A 17,170-nucleotide genomic window follows, 5' to 3' on the forward strand; every position below is an offset into this window, starting at 1 on the left:
CGACGTGAACACCTGCGGCACCTCGTGCACCAACCCCCCGGCAGCGCACGGAGCCCCGTACGACGACCCCGCGAAGGGCAACGGCAGCAGCAACGGCTACGGCCAAGAGGACGACAACGGCCACGAGGAGCCGAACACCCCAGGCGGCTACGGCGACACCCCTCCGACGAAGCCTCCGACGAAGCCTCCGACGAAGCCTCCGACGAAGCCTCCGACGAAGCCTCCGACGAAGCCTCCGACGAAGCCTCCGACGAAGCCTCCGACGAAGCCTCCGACGAAGCCTCCGACGAAGCCGCCCACGAAGCCTCCGACGAAGCCGCCCACCAAGCCCCCGACGAAGCCTCCGACGAAGCCGCCCACGAAGCCTCCGACGAAGCCGCCCACGAAGCCTCCGACGAAGCCGCCCACCAAGCCCCCGACGAAGCCTCCGACGAAGCCGCCCACCAAGCCCCCGACGAAGCCTCCGACGAAGCCGCCCACCAAGCCCCCGACGAAGCCGCCCACGAAACCGCCGACCAAGCCCCCCACACACCCGCCGACGACAACAACGCCCCCCATCACCACCCCGCCGACCACCCCGCCGACGAAGCCGCCCCACCTGCCGCCGACCGGCAGCCGGGAGGAGTTGCTCGCGGCATCGGCGGTCAGTGTCGCGATGATCGCGGGTGGAATCGTCCTGTACAGACGAGGCCGACGCGGCGGCCCAGGCGCCCACGAGTGAGACACGGGTAAGCCCTCGCAACTCGAACGAGCCCCGCAAGCCCCGTAAGGGGCGCGCGGGGCTCGTTCAGGGGCGCGGGGAACTGCGCGACCAGCCCCCACCGGGCCGCGCTAGACGAACTGCCCATCCAGCGGAGCGCGCTGCACGGTCACGTCACCACCCCCCACCCCCGCCCGCAACCGCCGCCGCACCCCCCGCACAAGCGTCTCCGCCGTGAACGTCGCCCCATGCACGAACCGCATCGCAGGCCCGAAGCCCGACGCCGTCACCAGCCCCGCCAGGAACAGGCCGGGGTACGAGGACTCGAAGTGCCGCCCGACCGCCGGTGACCCGTCCGCCAACGCGCCCAAGCCATCGGCCAGTCGCGCGTCCAGCAGACCCAGCCGGTCGGCCGTCGCCCTGAACCCCGTCGCCGCGATGACATGTTCGGTCTCCACAGAGCACCGCTCGCCGGACCGGGTGACCGTGTCCAGCCGTACGCCACCCGCCCCGCCCGCCAACTCTCGCGTCTCCACCACCTCCTGACCCAGCAGCACCTCCACCGCCGGTTCGACGCGGGCGCGTACCCACCACGCTCCCGCCGGGCCCAGCGCCGTCGCGGCGATGCGGGCCCGGGTCGGTCCGGGGAGGCGGTGGAAGAGGCCGGGGCGTTCGGCGTAGAACCAGTTGCGCCAGCCGCAGCCCAGGCCGCTGTGCGGTGCGCGGGCCGACCGCCACCAGGGGCGTTCCCATGCGGGCGGCACGTCGTTCCAGGTCAGCTGCTCCGCCCGCGCCAACACCCGTACCCGCGTGCCCTGTTCGGCGAGCAGCGCCGCCGTCTCCAGGGCCGCCTGGCCGCCGCCGATCACCGTGACGTCCCGGCCCCGGAAGCGGTCGAGGTCGCCGTGGTGGCTGCTGTGCGAGACGAGGTCGGGGTCGAGACTGCGGAGGGTGGCCGGGATCTCTACGAAGGGGAGGACACCGACGGCCAGGGCGACCGTCCGGGCGCGTACCGTCTCGCCGTCCTCCGTCACCACCTCGAAGCCCCCGCCCCCGGCGACGGGCGCCACCCGCGTCACTGTCCGCTCGTCGACCTCGGGCACGGCGTTGCGGGCGAACCACTGGCCGTACGCGGCGAACATCTCCAGCGGGATCGGCTCCCCGTGCCGTGCCTCGACGCCCCGGGCGGCGCAGTACGTGTCCAGGCGCCAGCGGCCGTCGGGGTCGGACAGGTTCGACGCCCACGGCTCCGACTTGAGGTACATGCCCCGGGGCATGTGGTCCCGCCAGGACGCCATGGGCCGGCCGAGGACGCGCAGCCGGAGCCCGGCGCCCGCGGCGTGTGAGGCGATGGACAGACCGTACGGGCCCGCGCCCACCACCAGCAGGTCGTACATCAGCAACTGCTCGCTTTCTCGTCGTCGGACAGGGAGTCGTCGGTCAGGGGCCCCGGCGGGCTCGCCGCCTGCCGGACCACGCGGGCCCGCGTGTCGTCCGGCCCGGCCCGCTCGCACAGCCGGCGCAGCCGGGACGGCAGCCGGCGGCCGACGTGCCGCGCCCACAGGGCCCACATCGCCCAGCCGGGCGCGAGGTCGTCCGGGGCGTGCCAGGCCAGTTCGCGGCCGGCCGGCGCCGGACGCAGCGCGCTGAGCGGCGCGTAGTTCTCGACCACGAACGCCCGCCCCGGCCGGGGCGCCCCCTCCGGCATCGGACGGTGGGTCAGATCGAGGTGCTGGGCGCGTACGACGTCCAATCCGGCCGTGTCGGTGAAGAGCCGGAACTGGGCGCCGGGGCGCGGGTTGAAGTCGAGCAGGTGGTAGCCGCCGGTCGTGGCGCAGCGGCGGAAGTCGAGGTCGAAGATGCCCCGGTAGCCCAGTTCACCGATCAGGCGTTCGGTGAGCGCCCGTACCGGCGCGTTCGGGGTCCAGTGGCCCACCGCGGTCAGTCCGGCGCCGCGCGGCCAGGCGTGCAGCTTGCGGCCGGGGCCGCCACCGCGCACGGTCCCGGTGCGGTCGGCGTACCCGTGGCTGAACCAGTCGAGGTCGGGCCCGGGCGGCAGGAACTCCTGGAGCAGCAGCCGGCTGCCCGCCTCCTCCGTGCGCAGATACAGCTCCCGCGCCTGCCGGGCGGAGCGGATCACGACCGTGCTGCGCAGGCCGCTGCCCGCCGGGAGCAGCCAGGGCCGGCTCCACTTCGCCATCGTCGGAAGCCCGAGCCGCCAGGCCGCGGCGGCGGCCTCGGCCGCGCTGTCCGGAATCAGCGTCAGTGGATGCGGCACGCCCACGGCCGCGCACAAGGCGGCCAGTTCGGCCTTGTCGGCGACCCGTTCGGCCAGCGCGCCGGGCTGCTGCGGCAGCAGATAGGCGGGCGCCAGCTCCGCCCGCGCCCGGCCCACCGCGACGGCGCTCGCGTCGTCGAGCGGGATCAGTACGGCGGGCCGCGCGACCTGTGCGGCCACCCGCAGCAGCGTGCGGGCGATGTCGTCGGGGGCGGCGCCGGGCGGCGGCGGGGGATGCAGCCGGCGTACGAAACGGGATCTGCGTACGGGACTTCCGCTCACGTCGGCGATCAGGTGGACGTCGATGCCGGCCCGGCCGAGGGAGCGTACGGCGCCGAGCGTTCCGTGGTGAAAGGGATTCCTGTCGGTCCGTACCAGGACGGCGGGGACGCGGGTGTCGAGGAGCGACACGGACATGTGTTTTCGGGTTTCCTTCGGGTCGGTTCACTCGAAAGTCTTAGGCGCGGTGGCGGAATTCGCATTTGTATGACTGAGTGTCAGTAGGTGAAAAGCAGGAGAAGGAGCAGAAGAAGGAGCAGGAATGGCCGCACACAAGCGACGGGCCCGATCCGGACGGCTGGCGTTCATGACGGCGGCGGTCGCCGCGTCGGCTGTCCTGGCGTCGGGTCCGGGCTACGCCGTGGGCGCGGGGGTGGCCGATCCTCCCGTGCCCGTACCACCGACCGGGACGGTGGGCCCGGTCGCGCCCGTGGCCCCCGAACCCCCGGTGCCGCCCGAGCCGCCCAAACCCGAGCCCCCCGACCCTCCCGAGCCCCCGAAGCTGCCCGCGTTCGGCGCGTACGTCGACTACGACGGCGCCCGTGGCACGGCCAGGATCGCCGAGCTGAGCCGCTGGCTGGGCGGCGCCGATCTCACCGTCGGGCACACCTACCTGCCGGGTGACCTGTGGAGCAACATCGAGGGGCTGCCCGGGTTCCTCGACGTGTGGGCGGACTGGCGGCGGGCCGAGGAGGACCGGCTGTTCGTCCTCAACGTGCCCATGCAGGAGCGCAACGAGGAGGGTGTCTCCGACCGCGAGGTCCGCAAGTTGCTGCGGCGCGGCGCGGCCGGTCTCTACGATCACCACTTCCGCGCCCTCGCCGAGCGGCTGGTCGCGCTGAAGATCCCGGACACCGTGATCGTGCTCGGCTGGGAGATGAACGGCATTACCTACACCTCTCGCTGCGGGCCGGACCCGGAGGCCTGGAAGAAGTACTGGAACAGGATCGTCACCACCATGCGGTCGGTGCCGGGCCAGAAATTCCGGTTCGATTTCAATCCGACCCGGGGCCGTGACGCCATTCCCTGGACGCAGTGTTATCCGGGGGACGACACGGTCGACATCATCGGTATGGACTCGTACGACCAGCCGCGCGGGATCTCATTCGACGAGCAGATCAGCGAGCCGTACGGACTTCAGGCGCATGTGGATTTCGCCAAGGCGCACGGAAAGCCCATTTCCTATCCGGAATGGGGGCTGTTCCGCAACGGCGACAACCCGGAGTACATGCGGCGCATGCTCGCGTGGATGGACGAGCACAAGCCGCTGTACAACACGCTGACCGACTACTGTCCGCACGGCGTGTGGCAGTGCGGCAGCAATCCGAAGGCGTCCGAGGTGTACCGCCAGATCCTGACGGGCCGTAAGGACCCGGAGCCGACGGTGCCGACCCCGGTCCCGACGCCCGACCCGACCCCGGAGCCGCCGAAGCCGACGGACCCGGTCACGCCGCCCGTGCCGCTGCCGCCGGACAACTGTTCGCCGCTGGAGCTGGGCGACTGGGTGGAGTACTGGCTCGGCGGGAAGCTGTGCCTGAAGTTCGACTGGTGGTCGCGCAACCGGTGACCGCCCGGTGGCGGCGGGTCGTTCACGATCCGCCGCCACCGTTCCCGTTCTCCGCTCCACCGCCGCTTCCCTCGCGGTCCCGCAGCCGGCGCAGGAGTTCCTTGCCCCGGCTGCGGGCGGCGACATCGCACACGACCGCCGACATCAGCGGCGCCGTCAGCCGCCGGGCCAGCAACAGCCGCTGGTTGACGACGGGTTCGGGCCGCCAGTGGTGCTTGTACGGCTCGTCGCCGCGCAGCAGGCTCAGCGTGTCGTGCCCGCCGGCCCCGGTGTGCTCGGCGCACGCGTCGAGCAGCATCACGGCGACGTCCGCCTTCCGTTTCCGCAGGCCCGGATGGGCGCCGTACAGATAGCCGCCCGCGAGGCGTCCCGACAGCAGGGTCAGATCGACGGCGACCACGCTGTCGTCGAGGCGGAACTCGGTGACCACGGCGTCCCCGGAGCGCACCATCGGCCCGACCGAGCGGGCGAGGTGTTCGCGGAACCGGGGCTGGAGGTGTTCCGACGTCACCTTCCGCCCCTGCCACTGGAGTTGGTGCAGTTCGAGCAGCCGGACCAGGGCCGCGTCGACGTCGTCGGGCTGGACGACGCGCCGCTCGACGCCGAGCGCGGTCAGCTTGCGCAGCTTGGCGCGGACCCGCTGGGCCTTGGAGGAGGGGAGCCGGGAGACCAGGCCGTCCATGGAGACGGCGGGGAGTTCCAGGCACAGGGAGTCCCTGACCTGGCGTCGGGGGCCACGCCAGCGCTCGTACACACGTTCCGCGGCGCCGCCCGGACGGACCTCGCGGAGGTCGATCAGCGCGGTGCGGGCGGCGTCGGAGAGGCCCTCGGCGAGGGCGGCGGCGGCCTCGTCGGCCGTGTCGTCGTCGAGGAGGACGTCACCGTAGTCGGAGATCGCGCCGCCGAGCGGCACCAGGGCGGGCAGCGGGCGGTGTACGCGCATCAGCGGGGCGGCGGCGAGGAGTTCGCCCTCCGGATCGCGGACCACGACGATCCGCAGCCGGCCCGGGACGCCGTACGACAGCCACCACGAGTGCAGCCAGGCATGGCTCTGGAACGGGGTCGCCGCGCCGCACCGCTTGTACAACCGGCCCCAGGCCGGGGCGAGTTCGGCGAAGGCGGTCTCGTCGCTGACGACTTCGGCGCGCAGGGCGCCCGTGGCCGTGACCGTCACAGCTGTCCGTGCACATCGGCGGCGGTGGCAGGGCCCGGTACGGAGGCCGCGGGCGCCGGTTCCTCCGTACCGCGCCGGGGTCGCACCAGCAGCGCCAGCCCGCCGAGCAGCCCGCCCGCGCTCGCGCCGACCAGCCCGGTCACCGTGCGCGAGGCTGACGACGGCTCGGTCGGCTTGACCGCGCGCGAGAACTGGAGCAGCTCGACGTGGGTGGAGCCCTTGGTGTCGTTGGCGTGCCGGGTGAGGGAGCGGGCCACGGCGTTGGCCATGTCGGTGGCGAGGTCGCGGCGTGAGGAGGTGGCCGAGACGGCGATCATGGGCGCGTCCGGCGAGGTCGCCGTCTGCACGCTCTTCCGCAGCGTCGACACCGGTACGCCCGCCCACACCTGGGCGTCCCCGAGCACCGCGAGCTGCGTGGCGACCCGCCCGTACGCCTGCGCGAAGCCGAGCGCGGACGCCGGGTCGGACTGCTCGGTCGGTACGGCGACGACGTAGCTGGTGGCCGTGTAGGTAGGGGGCTTGAGGGTGCCGTACGCGCCGCCGAGGAGGCCGCCGAGGACGGCGCCGGCCGCGAGGAGGGTCCATGGGCGGAGGGTGCGGGTGCGGGGCGTGAGGTGGGGGGCTCTGCTGGGGTTGTCGGTCATGAGGAGGGGACTCCCTGGGGTGACGGGGACGGGGTCATGGCGGGGGTGGTGGCCGCGTACACGTCCATGAGCTGCGCGGCGCTGCGGGTGATGTCGTAGTGGTGGGCGGCGGCGGGGGGCGTGCGGTCCCGCGGGCCCAGCGCGCGGGCCTCGGCGAGGGCGCGCGCGAAGGAGTCCGCGCCGCCGGGTACGCGCCGGGCGCCCTCGGCGGACTCCGGGGGCAGGTCCTCGATCGCCGGGCAGGAGACGTACCGGACGGGCAGCCCGGCGGCCAGGCCCTCCACGACCGCGAGGCCGAAGGCCTCCTCCGGGCAGGGGGAGGCGAGCAGGTCCATCGCGGAGGTGAGGGAGGGCAGGTCGGGGCCGGGGGTGCCGTCCGGCACGTACGGCCGTTCGCCGGTGAACAGCACCCGGTCGGCGACGCCCGCCTCGTGCGCCGTGCGCCGCAGGGTGTGCTCCTCGGGGCCGCCGCCGACGAGCAACAGCCAGTAGTCGTCGGGGAGTTGGGCGAGCGCGTCGATGAGGTCGCCGAAGCGCTTGCCGGGCGCCAGGCGTCCGATGCCGCCGACGACGTACGCGCCCTCGGGCAGTCCGAGACGCTCTCGGGTGCGGTGCCGGGCGACCGGGTCGAAGCGGAACCGGGCCAGGTCGATGCCGTTGGGGACGACCTCGATCCGGGGCGCGGGCACGCCCCAGCGGCGGAGCCGGGCGGCGACCGTGGGGGAGACGGCGACGGTGGCGCGGCCGAGGCGTTCGCTGGCGAGATACAGCGCGCGGACCCCGGTGGTCAGCGGGCGCCCCTCCATCTGTGAGTCGCCGAGGGAGTGTTCGGTGGCGACGATCGCCCGTACGCCCGCGAGCCGCGCGGCGATCCTGCCGTACACGCAGGCCCGGTAGAGGTGGGTGTGCACGAGGTCGTAGCCGCCTGAGCGGATGACGTCGACCAGGCGGGGCAGGGCGGCGAGATCCCGGTTGCCGGCCATGCCGAGGTGGACGACCCGGACGCCGTCGGCGACCAGACCGTCGGCGACCGAGCCCGGGTTGGTGAGCGTCACGACATCGCAGTCGACCGGCAAGTGCCGCAGCAGCAGCCGCAGTTGCTGCTCGGCGCCGCCGACCCCGAGCCCGGTGATGACATGCAGGGCCTTCACCGCGCTCACACCCCCTCGACCGGCCGGCGCCGCAGCCGGTGCAGCCGGTACTTGAGATGCAGGCGTACGGCGGTGTCGTTCTCGCCGATGTGGACGCGGGGGAGGACGTGGACGCCGTTGAGCTGCCCGGGGTCGATGGCGACGCCGTATCCGTATCCGGCGTCCCGCACGGCGTCGACGGCCCGCTGGTCGACGGTCCCGTACGGATAGCAGAACCCCGCCACCGGAGCACCGCTCAACTCCGAGAGCAGTGCTCTGCTTTCGGCGACCTCGGCACGCAGCAGCTCGTCGTCCGCCTTCGTCAGGTCGACGTGCGTCAGTCCGTGCGACCCGATCTCGATGCCGGCCTCGGCGACGGCCCGGATGCCGTCCGCCGTGAGCAGCGGCTTGCGCGGGCCCAGCGGATCCCAGGCGTTCTCCCCGCCGAGCCGCCCCGGCAGCACGAAGAGGGTCGCGCCGCAGTCCCAACGCTCAAGCACCGGAAGGGCGCCCGTGAGGAAGTCGGCGTACCCGTCGTCGAAGGTCAGCCCGACCAGGCCGCGCCCCTCGCCCCGGGCACGGGCGGCGAGCAGCTCGGCCACCCCGACGCCCCGCAGCCCGCGCCGGTGCAGCCACCGCAGCTGGGCGTCGAGGCGGTCGGGCGTGACCGTGATGCGGTAAGGGTCGTCCGAGCAGTCGCCCACGGAGTGGTACATCGCCACCCAGGGGACGGAACCGGGGCGGGCGGCTCTTCGGCGCCGGTCAGCGGACGCGGTCGCGGCGGCGGGGACGGGGGCGGGCGTGGGCGTGGGTGCGGGTGCGCTTGCGGGCATGCGGCAGCCTTCGGGTCAGGGAGCGTACGGAACGGAGGGCGAGGACGAAGCTCTGCACGGCCTGGGCCCGCATGAGCCGGCCCAGCAGGAAGAAGACGACGGTCACGGTCGCCGTACCGGCGGCGAGCCCCGCCACCGGCCCGTCGATCCGGCTGGTCACGAACGCCCCCGCGGCCGTCGCGCACACCGCCGCGCGCACCGGCTTGCTCAGCTCGGCCAGCACCCGCCGGGTCCGGATCGGCACACTGCGCGGAACTCTTCTCACAAGCGCTCGCCTACGGGATGCCACAGCCGGTGTCGAGGGCACGACCGTGCTCAGCCCTTCGGGCCTCCGCGCGCTCGCACCCTCGACACCGGCGCATCCCTTCGGCTCACGTGCCCCGTACAGCAGCAGGACGGCCGACAGTGTGATCCCGGCCGCGTTGGCGGCGGCGATCCCGGAGACCCCCCACGGGCCGACGGCCCACACGCCGATCCAGGTGGTCGCGACGATGCCCGCGGTCATCGAGGCCAGCGGGTACCAGGTGGGCCGGTTCGAGGAGAAGTACGAGCGGATGAGCGCGCCGACCAGCGTGTGCCCGAGCAGCCCGACCGCGTACACGCGCATCACGGTGGCCGTCGCCTCGGTGTCCCGGGCGGTGAACGCGCCCCGCTGGAAGAGGAGTTCGATGATCTGCGGCGCACACGCGACCACCGCCGCCGCGCCGAGCAGCACGACCCAGGCGGCCAGAGCGAGATCCCGCTCCACGCGGTCGCGGGCCCGCTCGGTGTCGCCCTCCGCGATCGCCTGCGCGACCACCGGGAAGGTGACCGTGCACAGCATCAGCGACAGCGTCATCGGGATCTGCGCGACCTTCTGCGCGTAGTTCAGGTGCGAGATGGCCCCGGCGGGCAGCGTGGAGGCGAGGAACCGCTCGATGAGCACCTGCGACTGCCGGGTCAGCGCGAACAGCAGCACCGGCGCGACGAGCGCGAACGCCATCGGCGCCCCGGACGTCTCCTCCACCACGATCTCTTCCGGTACCGCCGACCGGCGCCGCCGCAACTGCCGCAGCACGGAAGGCAGTTGGGTGACGACCATCAGGGCGCCGCCCACCGCCACCCCGACCGCCGCCGAGCGCACCCCCCAGTGCCCGCCCAGCACGAACATCGCCGTGATGATGCCGACGTTGTAGGCCACGTAGATCGCCGCGGGGGCCAGGAACCGCCGGTGCGCGCGCAGGGCCGCGCTGCAGTACCCGGCGAGCCCGAAGCTGAACACGCAGGTGGCGGTGAGGCGGGTGCAGTCCACGGCGAGCGACGGGTCGGGCAGCCCGGGGGCGAGCGCCTCGACCAGGTAGGGAGCGCTGGCGATCAGCAGCGCGCCGACCCCCGCGCAGGCCAGCGCCAGCCGGGGCAGCGTCGACGCGACCAGCGCCCGCACCGGATCACCGGGGGCACCCTGGGCGCGCCGGGCCAGCGCCATGCTGAACGCCGGGATCAGGACGAAGGCCAGCCCGTCCTCGATGAGCAGCGTCGCCGCGAACTCCGGCACGGTCCACGCGACGAGGAAGGCGTCCGTGTCACTGCCGGCCCCGAACAGCCGGGCCAGCGACTGGTCCCGGACCAGCCCGAGCAGCGCCCCCGCGACCGAGAGGACGGCCGTGATGAGCGTGGCCTGGGCGAGGAACTTCCGGGAGACGGGGGCGAGTTCGGCAGCGGCACTACCCCCCTCGTCCCCCTCCTCGCCGCTTCCCTTCGTTGTCGGCGAAGCGGCGGCGCGTGCCGCGGGCAGCGTCACCCTGGTCTCTCCCTCGGGCCGAGGAGGCGTCACGTTCGTCACGCCGAGGCCTCGGCCTCGGGCACGCAGTCGCCGCCGACGAGGGCCCACCAGGCGACGAGCCCGAAGGCGAGGGCGGTCAGCACGGTCGCGGGCCCGCCGATGTCGGCGTACAGGAAGTCGATCAACTGCCAGAGCAGCAGCCCGCAGGCGACGAGCGCGCAGTCGAGTCCGGACGTACGGCTTCGGCGCACCCGCACGAGCCCGCGCAGACCGCACACGAGCAGCGCCAGCCAACTGCCGCCGAGGGCGAGGAGCCCGATGAGCCCCTGCTCACTCAGCACCAGCAGGTACATGTTGTGCGGGGACAGCAGTGGCTGTTTGCGGTAGGCAGCGCCCGCGCCCTCCGTGTCGCTGCCCGAGGACAGGGCCAACGAGGCGTGTCCGTCGCGGTGTTCGGGGAAGCCCTTCAACCCGACGCCGGTGAGCGGGTGTTCGCTCCACATGTCGGTCGCCGCCGCCCACATCGTGTACCGGTCGGTGACCGACTGGTCGGGGGCGTCGGCGACTTGGGTGATGCTGCTGATCCGCTCCTGCAGCATCGCCGTACCGACACCGAGCCCGCCGACCAGGATCACCGCCGACGCGGCCACCACCGCGCCCACCTTCAGCGCGCGCCGCATCCCGGCCAGCGCCACCTGGATCGCGCAGGCCGCCGCCGTGGCGATCCAGGCGCCGCGGCTGAAGGAGACGGCGAGCGGGGCGAGCAGCACCAGGGCGCAGCCGGTGGCAACGGCCCGCTGGCGCGCGGCAGTTGACCCGAGGGCGAGCCCCACCGCGCACATCAGCCCGAACGACACCACGGTCGCCATGCCCATCACGTCGGCGGGCCCGAAGGTGCCCACCGCCCGGATCTCCTCGCCCTGGTAGGAGGCGCCGGTCCCGGTCGCGTACTGGTGCACCCCGACCGCCCCCTGGAACAGGGCGAAGGCGACGAACGCCCAGGCCAGCACCCGGAAGTCGCGCCGGTCCCGGACGAGCAGCACCACGGACGCCGGGACCAGCACGAAGATCTGGAGGTAGCGTCCAAGGCCTCCGATCCCGGCCCCCGGCGAGGACGCCCCGACGGCCGCGACCGCGAGCCCGACCACGGGCATCCCGAGCACCACGGCGGCCGTACGGGACAGGGGGCGCCGCCGCTCCCGTACGAGCCGGATCGCGCAGTAGAGGACCACGAGCCCGGAGACGGCGTCGGCCGGGGTCGCCCCGCCGTCGGAGCCCTGCGCGGCCGGCAGCGCGAGCAGGGCGATCACCAGCATGACCGGCAGCAGTGGGGCGAAGGAGGCGAGGGGCACTCTGTACGGCAACGTCAGCGCGGGGCTGTGGCTCACCGCTCTCAACTTCCTGTCGGTCGGACGAGCGCGGCGGCGGTGCGCAGCAGGATGCAGATGTCCTGCCACAGCGACCAGTTGTCGATGTAGGCGTTGTCGAACCGGCAGCGGTCCTCGATCGAGGTGTCACCGCGCAGACCGTGGATCTGGGCGAGCCCGGTGATCCCGGTCTGCATCCGGTGGCGGGCTGCGTAGCCGGGGTAGGTCTGGCTGAACTGCCCGACGAAGTACGGGCGTTCGGGCCGCGGACCGACCAGGCTCATGTCGCCCCAGAGGACGTTCCACAGCTGGAGCAGTTCGTCGAGCGAGGTCCGGCGCAGGAAGCGGCAGAACCAGTTCATGCGCCGCTCGTCGGCGACGCTCCAGCGGGTCGCCGCCTCCATCTCGTCGACCGGGCGGTGGGTACGGAACTTGAGGAGGGTGAAGGGCCGCCCGTCCATGCCGATGCGCTCCTGCCGGAAGACCACACCGGGCCCGCCGGTCAGCCGCAGCACGACCGCGCAGAGCAGCAGCAGAGGCGAGACCATCAGGAGCAGCGCGCCCGAGACCACGACATCGAGCATGCGCTTGCCGATGCTGCCCGGCCGGTCCGGCACCATCGCGAGCCGCCGGCAGGAGAACCCGGCGAGCCGTTCGGCGCTCTCGTACGAGGGGGACTCGGCGTCGATCTCCCACACCGTGCAGCCCGACTCGGCCAACGCCCGCAGCAGCGGCCCCTGTTCGGCCCGTACGGAGGGATGGACGGCGAGCACGGCCCGGACGCCGTTCTGGATCAGCGCCCGCTCGACCTCCTCGCCGGTGGTCAGCACGGGCAGGCCCGCCACACCGTCCGGGTGGTCGGTGACGAGCCCCACCGGCCGTACCCCGCACGCCGGGTGGCGCAGGAAGGCGGCGGCCACGCGCCGGGCGGTGCCGGCCGGGCCGATGACGAGGGCCGTGTGCGGGCGGCGCAGCCGCGCCCGGCGCCGCACCCGGTGGACGGTCCCGCGGCCCACCGCACTCGCCGTCGCCTGTACCGCGCAGCCCAGGACGAGGGTCCGTGCGGACAGCGCGTCGGCGGGTGCGTACGCCCCGACCACGGCGGCCAGCGCCAGCCAGCCCATCGCGATCCGGCCGCAGACGGCGGGCAGTTCGTCGAGGAACGCGGGCACGGACTCGGGCCGGTAGAGCGAGGCGCGTGTGTTCAGTACGACCACACCGAGCAGCAGCGCGCCGACGAGGAGGGGGTGGCGCAGGGGCTCGGTCAGCGCCAGGACGCCGAGCAGGGCGGCGCTGCTGTCGACGGCGAGCAGCGGCAGCGGGGAGGCCGGCCGGGGCGCGGGACGCCGGCCGGCCGGGAATCTGAAGCCGCCGGCCGACCCGCGGGGCGGGATGACCGAGACGGCGGACGCAGATACGGCGGACACGGTCGAGAATCCGTGCTCCCGCGGCCCTCCGCCGGGGGAGGGGACGGTACTTTCCGCAGTCACGAGTGGATGGACTCCCTGTACTCGGCGCGCACGGGCGGCACGGCGTGCGCGGTGATCAGCTCGCGGTACACGCCCGCGACGGCCTCGGCGGTGTGCCGTACGTCGTGCGCGGACAGGACGTGCCGACGCCCCAGTTGCCCCAGCGACTCACGCAGCGGCGGGTCGAGCAGCAGTTCGGTGACGGCTCCGGCCAGCGCGGCGGGGTGCTCGGCCGGCACCAGACAGCGCGGTGCGAGAGCGGCGGGCAGACTCTCGCGCCCGCCGTCCACATCGGTGACGACCACCGGCCGCCCGCAGGACATCGCCTCCAGCGGCGCCAGCGCCATGCCCTCCCAGCGCGAGGGCAGGACGACCAGATCGGCGGCCCGGTACCAGGGGACGGCATCGGCGACGGCCCCCGCGAACAGCACGGAGTCCGGGGCGAGCGCCCGCAGCCGCCCGGCGTCCGGGCCGTCCCCGACGAGCACGAGCCGCGCCCCCGGCACCCGTTCCGCGATCTCGCCCCACGCCCGGAGCAGCACGTCCTGCCCCTTCTGCCGGCACAGCCGCCCCACGCACACGACCAGCGGAGCACCCGGATCGACCTCGGCGAGCAGCGGAATCCCGGCCCGTACGGGGTTCTGGGCCGCGGGCCGGAAGCGCTCGGTGTCGATCCCGTTCGGGATCACCCGCCACTGCCCGGTGATCCCGGCGCGTACGCCGGTCGCCCGCTCGGCGTCGCTCACGCACACCACGCGGGAGGCCCAACGCGCCCCCCACCGCTCCCACTTGAGCGCCAGGGCCGCGGTGGACCCGCCGACCGCCTCGAACGACCAGGCGTGCGGCTGGAACACCGTCGCCACCCGGCCCCGTACCGCCAGCCGGGCGGCGAGCCCGGCCTTCGCGCTGTGCGCGTGCACGACATCCGGCCGCACCGCCCCGATCAGCCGTCCGAGCCGCCGTACCTCCCCGGCGAGCGAGGGGCCCGGGGCGCGCGTCGCGTGCCAGGGGCGTACGCCGGCGCCGAGCGCCCGCAGTCGCGCCGGGAGTTCACCGCCGTCCGGGCAGGCGACCGTGACGTCAAGACCGGCGGCGAGCTGTGCCCGCGCCAGGTCCGTGACGACCCGGGCCACCCCGCCGTCCACCGGCTGGGTGATGTGCAGGACCCGGGGCCGGGGGTCGGGTGCTGACAGTTGCATGCGCGGTTTCCTCGCTCACGGGTGGCGGCGTTGGACGCGCCTCGGCTACTGCCGGGCGTCGACGGCCACGAAAAGTGCGCCGGCCCACGCCGCGTCCCGCTGGGAAACGAGCCGGAAGGCCAGCTGGTCACCACCGCGCCGCAGCGCCGTACCCAGTTCGAACACGTCGGAGTCGTAGCCGAGGGTGTTCGCGTACGCCGGAACGCGCTCCGAGGCGGCGCCGCCGATCGTGGAATTCAGCACGTCGTCGCGGGGGTTGGCCGCGTCCCCGAGCACGGTCGTGCGCCCCGCGACGGACACCGTCAGGGAGTCGCCGGGGCTGCCGCGGTCCCCGTTGTAGGCGACCAGACCCGCCCGCCCGTTCGCGCCCACCGGGAACCCCAGTTCGGCCAACCGGACCAACGGAACGTCACCCTCACGGGCTTCCAGCGTGTCGAACCCGTCCCACACGGCGAGGTGCCGCAGCGGCTCCGCGGCCTTCTCGTACGCCACGACCAGCGTCCAGCCGCCCCACGCGCCGACCGCCGACCTCCCCATCGCCACATTGACCTGCGCGACCGTGTACAGCCCCGAACCGCTCTCCCGGACCAGCTTCGTGACATCGGCGGAGGCCTGGAACGCGTCGGCACCGCGCGCCACCCGGTGCCCGACGACCGAGTCCGCGAGCAGCTCCTTGTACTCCCCGCCGGGCTCGGCGATCAGCACCCGCCCGTTGTCCTCCGGCGGCTTCTGCTCACCGACCTTGAGATTGCCGCCCCAGTACAGCCGCGCGTACGAGACCCGCCCGCCCTGCGGCACCCGGACCTCCGCACGGCTGGAGTTGTACGTGTTCGGATCGCTGTCGACATCGACGTAGAACATGTCGAAGTCACCGTTGACCGCCGCCTTCGCGCCGCCGGTCCCGCTCGCGAGCTGCTCGCCCCTGCGGACGCCCGCGCAGGTCCCGAGGGTGGCGCGGCAGCTGATGGACGTGTTGGCCGCGCGGACGATCCCGCCGTGCTGGAGGGCTTGGTAGCGCGGGGCGAACGCGAGGCGCGCGGCCTCCTTGCCGGGCTCGGCCGTCGCCGTACCTCCCGGAGTGCAGATCGCGGCGAGGGCAAAGACGCCCACCATCGCACGGCGCAGCGGAAGACCCGGGGAAATACGCATGACCGGCGTTGCCCTTTCGGGGAAAAGGTCGTGGACCGACGGACAGAAAATGTGGACATCACTTATGTGCCGCATCCGCTCCCGGTCTGTTTCACGCGACGGATTCCGGGTGGCGGTCGACCTTTTGGGTGGCTTTGGGGCTGCTGGCGGAAGGTGAGTCACTCTAGTCGCTATGCGTATTTATTGGTGATTCATGACGACTGTGTCGGAATCGTGTGCCCGGGCGGCCCGAGAGATCACCCCATTGGCGGCACAACCCGGGCGCGCGCCACGCGTTGACACGGCGTCGGGCATCCCCGCCCGGATGTTTGTGAACAACTCCCAAGGAGCACTTCTCCATGTCGCGTATCGCGAAGGGCCTCGCCCTTTCCTCCGTTGCCGTCGCCGCTGTGGCGGGTACCGCCGGTGTCGCCGCCGCCGACAGCGACGCGCACGGCGTCGCTGCCCACTCCCCGGGCGTCCTGTCGGGCAACGTCCTGCAGGTTCCGGTCCACGTGCCGGTCAACGTCTGCGGTAACACCATCAACGTCATCGGTCTGCTGAACCCGGCGTTCGGCAACACCTGCGTCAACGACTGACGTAAGTCGGCGCGGACCCTTCTGCCGGCCGCTCTCCCTTCAGGGGAGGGCGGCCGGTTCGCGTTCCGGGCGTTCCCTCCGAGGCGTTCGCTCCGAGGTGTTTGCTCCGAATGGCGGCGGTGAATGCCGGACCGGTTGCAGGTGGCAACGGTGGATCTGACGGTGGACACATCTGTCCGGCACGTCACGGCTCCACCGCACCACCGAAAGGAACTTCCATGCGCGCTCTGCCCGCACGGCGTATCGCGTCCACCGCTCTCTGCGCCACCCTCCTGCTCGGAATAGGCGCACCGGCCGCCCTGGCGGACGACGGCGACGCGGCCCGCGAGCGCGGCCACGCGGCTTCCCAGGCTCCCGTCCCCAACGCCGACGCGCTGCTCGCGCAGGTCAAGTCGCTGGGCGACCTGGGCGGCGTGGTCAAACCCGTCACCGATCTGCTGAACGCCGTCCTCAAGGCGGACAACGGCCAACTGCCGCTGGACGAGGCGACGAAGCTGGGCGACGCGGTGAAGGCGGCCATCGCCGAGGCCACGGCGGCTGCCCCGGCAGCACCGGTCACTCCGCCGGCGGACGTCCCGGCGACGCCGGCCCTTCCCACGACTCCTGCCCTGCCGACCACTCCCGCCCTGCCGACGGCCCCGGCGCTTCCGACGACGCCCTCGCTGCCGGTCTACTCCACGCTTCCGGCGCCCCTCACCGACGGCAAGGCGGTCAAGGGGCCGCTCGACATCAAGGGCGACGCGCTCACCGCGCTGCAGAAGGCGGTCGACACGCTGCTCACGGCGGTCACGTCCGGCGATGTCGCGAACGTCGTCCCGGCCGTCACCGGGGTGGTGACGAGCCTCGTCGGTCTCGTCGCCGCCACGCTGCTCGGCAGCGGTCTGCCGGCGCCCGATCTGGCCGGACTGCCGTCGCTGCCCAAGCTGCCGGCGGAGGTGCCGCAGCTGCCGGTCCCGGTACCGCCCCTGCGACTGCCGGCCAGCTAGGGGTCTCGTCCCGGCCGTCGCGTCGACCTCACCGGTCGGCGCGGCGGCTGTTCTT

15 protein-coding genes are annotated in these 17,170 nt (G+C 73.4%); 3 read left to right on the forward strand and 12 right to left on the reverse strand.

Features of this window, described 5'->3' with window-relative positions; all coding sequences use genetic code 11:
- Window positions 1–147: 147 nt before the first annotated feature.
- The 3 genes from LUX31_RS30660 to LUX31_RS30670 all read right to left on the reverse strand — a co-directional run bounded on the left by LUX31_RS30660 (window position 148) and on the right by LUX31_RS30670 (window position 3,395).
- Window positions 148–726 carry a hypothetical protein gene (locus tag LUX31_RS30660; RefSeq protein WP_235478549.1) on the reverse strand — a complete coding sequence of 193 codons (579 nt, stop codon included), beginning with the start codon at window positions 724–726 and terminating at the stop codon, window positions 148–150.
- A gap of 105 nt (window positions 727–831) precedes the next feature.
- Window positions 832–2,097: an NAD(P)-binding domain-containing protein gene (locus LUX31_RS30665; RefSeq protein WP_235478550.1), complete on the reverse strand. Its 1,266-nt coding sequence runs from the start codon at window positions 2,095–2,097 to the stop codon at window positions 832–834.
- Window positions 2,097–3,395, reverse strand: coding sequence for a carboxylate--amine ligase (locus LUX31_RS30670; protein ID WP_235478551.1), 1,299 nt, complete (start codon window positions 3,393–3,395; stop codon window positions 2,097–2,099). The genes LUX31_RS30665 and LUX31_RS30670 overlap by 1 nt, the downstream gene beginning before the upstream one ends.
- A 124-nt stretch (window positions 3,396–3,519) precedes the next feature.
- Here LUX31_RS30670 and LUX31_RS30675 point away from each other — a divergent pair, with 124 nt between their 5' ends.
- Window positions 3,520–4,824 carry a glycoside hydrolase family 26 protein gene (locus tag LUX31_RS30675; protein WP_235478552.1) on the forward strand — a complete coding sequence of 435 codons (1,305 nt, stop codon included), beginning with the start codon at window positions 3,520–3,522 and terminating at the stop codon, window positions 4,822–4,824.
- 22 nt (window positions 4,825–4,846) lie between these two features.
- On the opposite strand, the gene LUX31_RS30680 is transcribed toward LUX31_RS30675, so the two are convergent.
- From LUX31_RS30680 to LUX31_RS30720, 9 genes are all read right to left on the reverse strand, one after another.
- The gene (locus tag LUX31_RS30680; RefSeq protein WP_235478553.1) at window positions 4,847–5,998 is read right to left on the reverse strand and encodes a GNAT family N-acetyltransferase; all 1,152 of its coding nucleotides are present in this window, start codon (window positions 5,996–5,998) and stop codon (window positions 4,847–4,849) included.
- Window positions 5,995–6,642 (reverse strand): lipopolysaccharide biosynthesis protein, encoded by a 648-nt coding sequence (locus LUX31_RS30685; RefSeq protein WP_235478554.1) that lies wholly within the window; start codon window positions 6,640–6,642, stop codon window positions 5,995–5,997. Before LUX31_RS30685 ends, LUX31_RS30680 begins: the two co-directional genes overlap by 4 nt.
- Window positions 6,639–7,793 carry a glycosyltransferase gene (locus LUX31_RS30690; protein WP_235480116.1) on the reverse strand — a complete coding sequence of 385 codons (1,155 nt, stop codon included), beginning with the start codon at window positions 7,791–7,793 and terminating at the stop codon, window positions 6,639–6,641. The genes LUX31_RS30685 and LUX31_RS30690 overlap by 4 nt, the downstream gene beginning before the upstream one ends.
- Window positions 7,794–7,798: 5 nt before the next feature.
- Entirely contained in the window at window positions 7,799–8,605 is an 807-nt protein-coding gene (locus LUX31_RS30695) for a polysaccharide deacetylase family protein (RefSeq protein ID WP_443046015.1), read from the reverse strand.
- Window positions 8,535–10,385, reverse strand: coding sequence for a lipid II flippase MurJ (locus LUX31_RS30700; RefSeq protein ID WP_235478555.1), 1,851 nt, complete (start codon window positions 10,383–10,385; stop codon window positions 8,535–8,537). The genes LUX31_RS30695 and LUX31_RS30700 overlap by 71 nt, the downstream gene beginning before the upstream one ends.
- A gap of 38 nt (window positions 10,386–10,423) precedes the next feature.
- Window positions 10,424–11,683: an O-antigen ligase family protein gene (locus LUX31_RS30705; protein ID WP_443046081.1), complete on the reverse strand. Its 1,260-nt coding sequence runs from the start codon at window positions 11,681–11,683 to the stop codon at window positions 10,424–10,426.
- A gap of 77 nt (window positions 11,684–11,760) precedes the next feature.
- Entirely contained in the window at window positions 11,761–13,224 is a 1,464-nt protein-coding gene (locus LUX31_RS30710; RefSeq protein WP_235478557.1) for an exopolysaccharide biosynthesis polyprenyl glycosylphosphotransferase, read from the reverse strand.
- Window positions 13,221–14,402, reverse strand: coding sequence for a glycosyltransferase (locus LUX31_RS30715; protein ID WP_235478558.1), 1,182 nt, complete (start codon window positions 14,400–14,402; stop codon window positions 13,221–13,223). The genes LUX31_RS30710 and LUX31_RS30715 overlap by 4 nt, the downstream gene beginning before the upstream one ends.
- 45 nt (window positions 14,403–14,447) lie before the next feature.
- Window positions 14,448–15,551 (reverse strand): DUF3344 domain-containing protein, encoded by a 1,104-nt coding sequence (locus LUX31_RS30720; RefSeq protein WP_235478559.1) that lies wholly within the window; start codon window positions 15,549–15,551, stop codon window positions 14,448–14,450.
- A 338-nt stretch (window positions 15,552–15,889) separates the two neighbouring features.
- On the opposite strand from LUX31_RS30720, the gene chpG reads away from it, so the two are divergent.
- Together chpG and LUX31_RS30730 are read left to right on the forward strand one after the other, a co-directional pair.
- Window positions 15,890–16,129 (forward strand): chaplin ChpG, encoded by a 240-nt coding sequence (gene chpG / locus LUX31_RS30725; RefSeq protein ID WP_235478560.1) that lies wholly within the window; start codon window positions 15,890–15,892, stop codon window positions 16,127–16,129.
- Window positions 16,130–16,347: 218 nt separating this feature from the next.
- On the forward strand, window positions 16,348–17,115 hold the full coding sequence (locus LUX31_RS30730) for a hypothetical protein (RefSeq protein WP_235478561.1): 768 nt from the start codon (window positions 16,348–16,350) through the stop codon (window positions 17,113–17,115).
- Window positions 17,116–17,170: the final 55 nt, after the last annotated feature.

The sequence above is a fragment of the Streptomyces sp. GQFP genome, assembly GCF_021545335.1.
GTDB lineage: Bacteria > Actinomycetota > Actinomycetes > Streptomycetales > Streptomycetaceae > Streptomyces.

Coding starts and splice junctions, on each gene's coding strand:
- LUX31_RS30665 (WP_235478550.1), bottom strand. CDS start 2,097: ATGTACGACCTGCTGGTGGTGGGCGCGGGCCCGTACGGTCTGTCCATC.
- LUX31_RS30670 (WP_235478551.1), bottom strand. CDS start 3,395: ATGTCCGTGTCGCTCCTCGACACCCGCGTCCCCGCCGTCCTGGTACGG.
- LUX31_RS30675 (WP_235478552.1), top strand. CDS start 3,520: ATGGCCGCACACAAGCGACGGGCCCGATCCGGACGGCTGGCGTTCATG.
- LUX31_RS30685 (WP_235478554.1), bottom strand. CDS start 6,642: ATGACCGACAACCCCAGCAGAGCCCCCCACCTCACGCCCCGCACCCGC.
- LUX31_RS30695 (WP_443046015.1), bottom strand. CDS start 8,605: ATGCCCGCAAGCGCACCCGCACCCACGCCCACGCCCGCCCCCGTCCCC.
- LUX31_RS30705 (WP_443046081.1), bottom strand. CDS start 11,683: ATGCTGGTGATCGCCCTGCTCGCGCTGCCGGCCGCGCAGGGCTCCGAC.
- LUX31_RS30715 (WP_235478558.1), bottom strand. CDS start 14,402: ATGCAACTGTCAGCACCCGACCCCCGGCCCCGGGTCCTGCACATCACC.
- LUX31_RS30720 (WP_235478559.1), bottom strand. CDS start 15,551: ATGCGTATTTCCCCGGGTCTTCCGCTGCGCCGTGCGATGGTGGGCGTC.
- chpG (WP_235478560.1), top strand. CDS start 15,890: ATGTCGCGTATCGCGAAGGGCCTCGCCCTTTCCTCCGTTGCCGTCGCC.
- LUX31_RS30730 (WP_235478561.1), top strand. CDS start 16,348: ATGCGCGCTCTGCCCGCACGGCGTATCGCGTCCACCGCTCTCTGCGCC.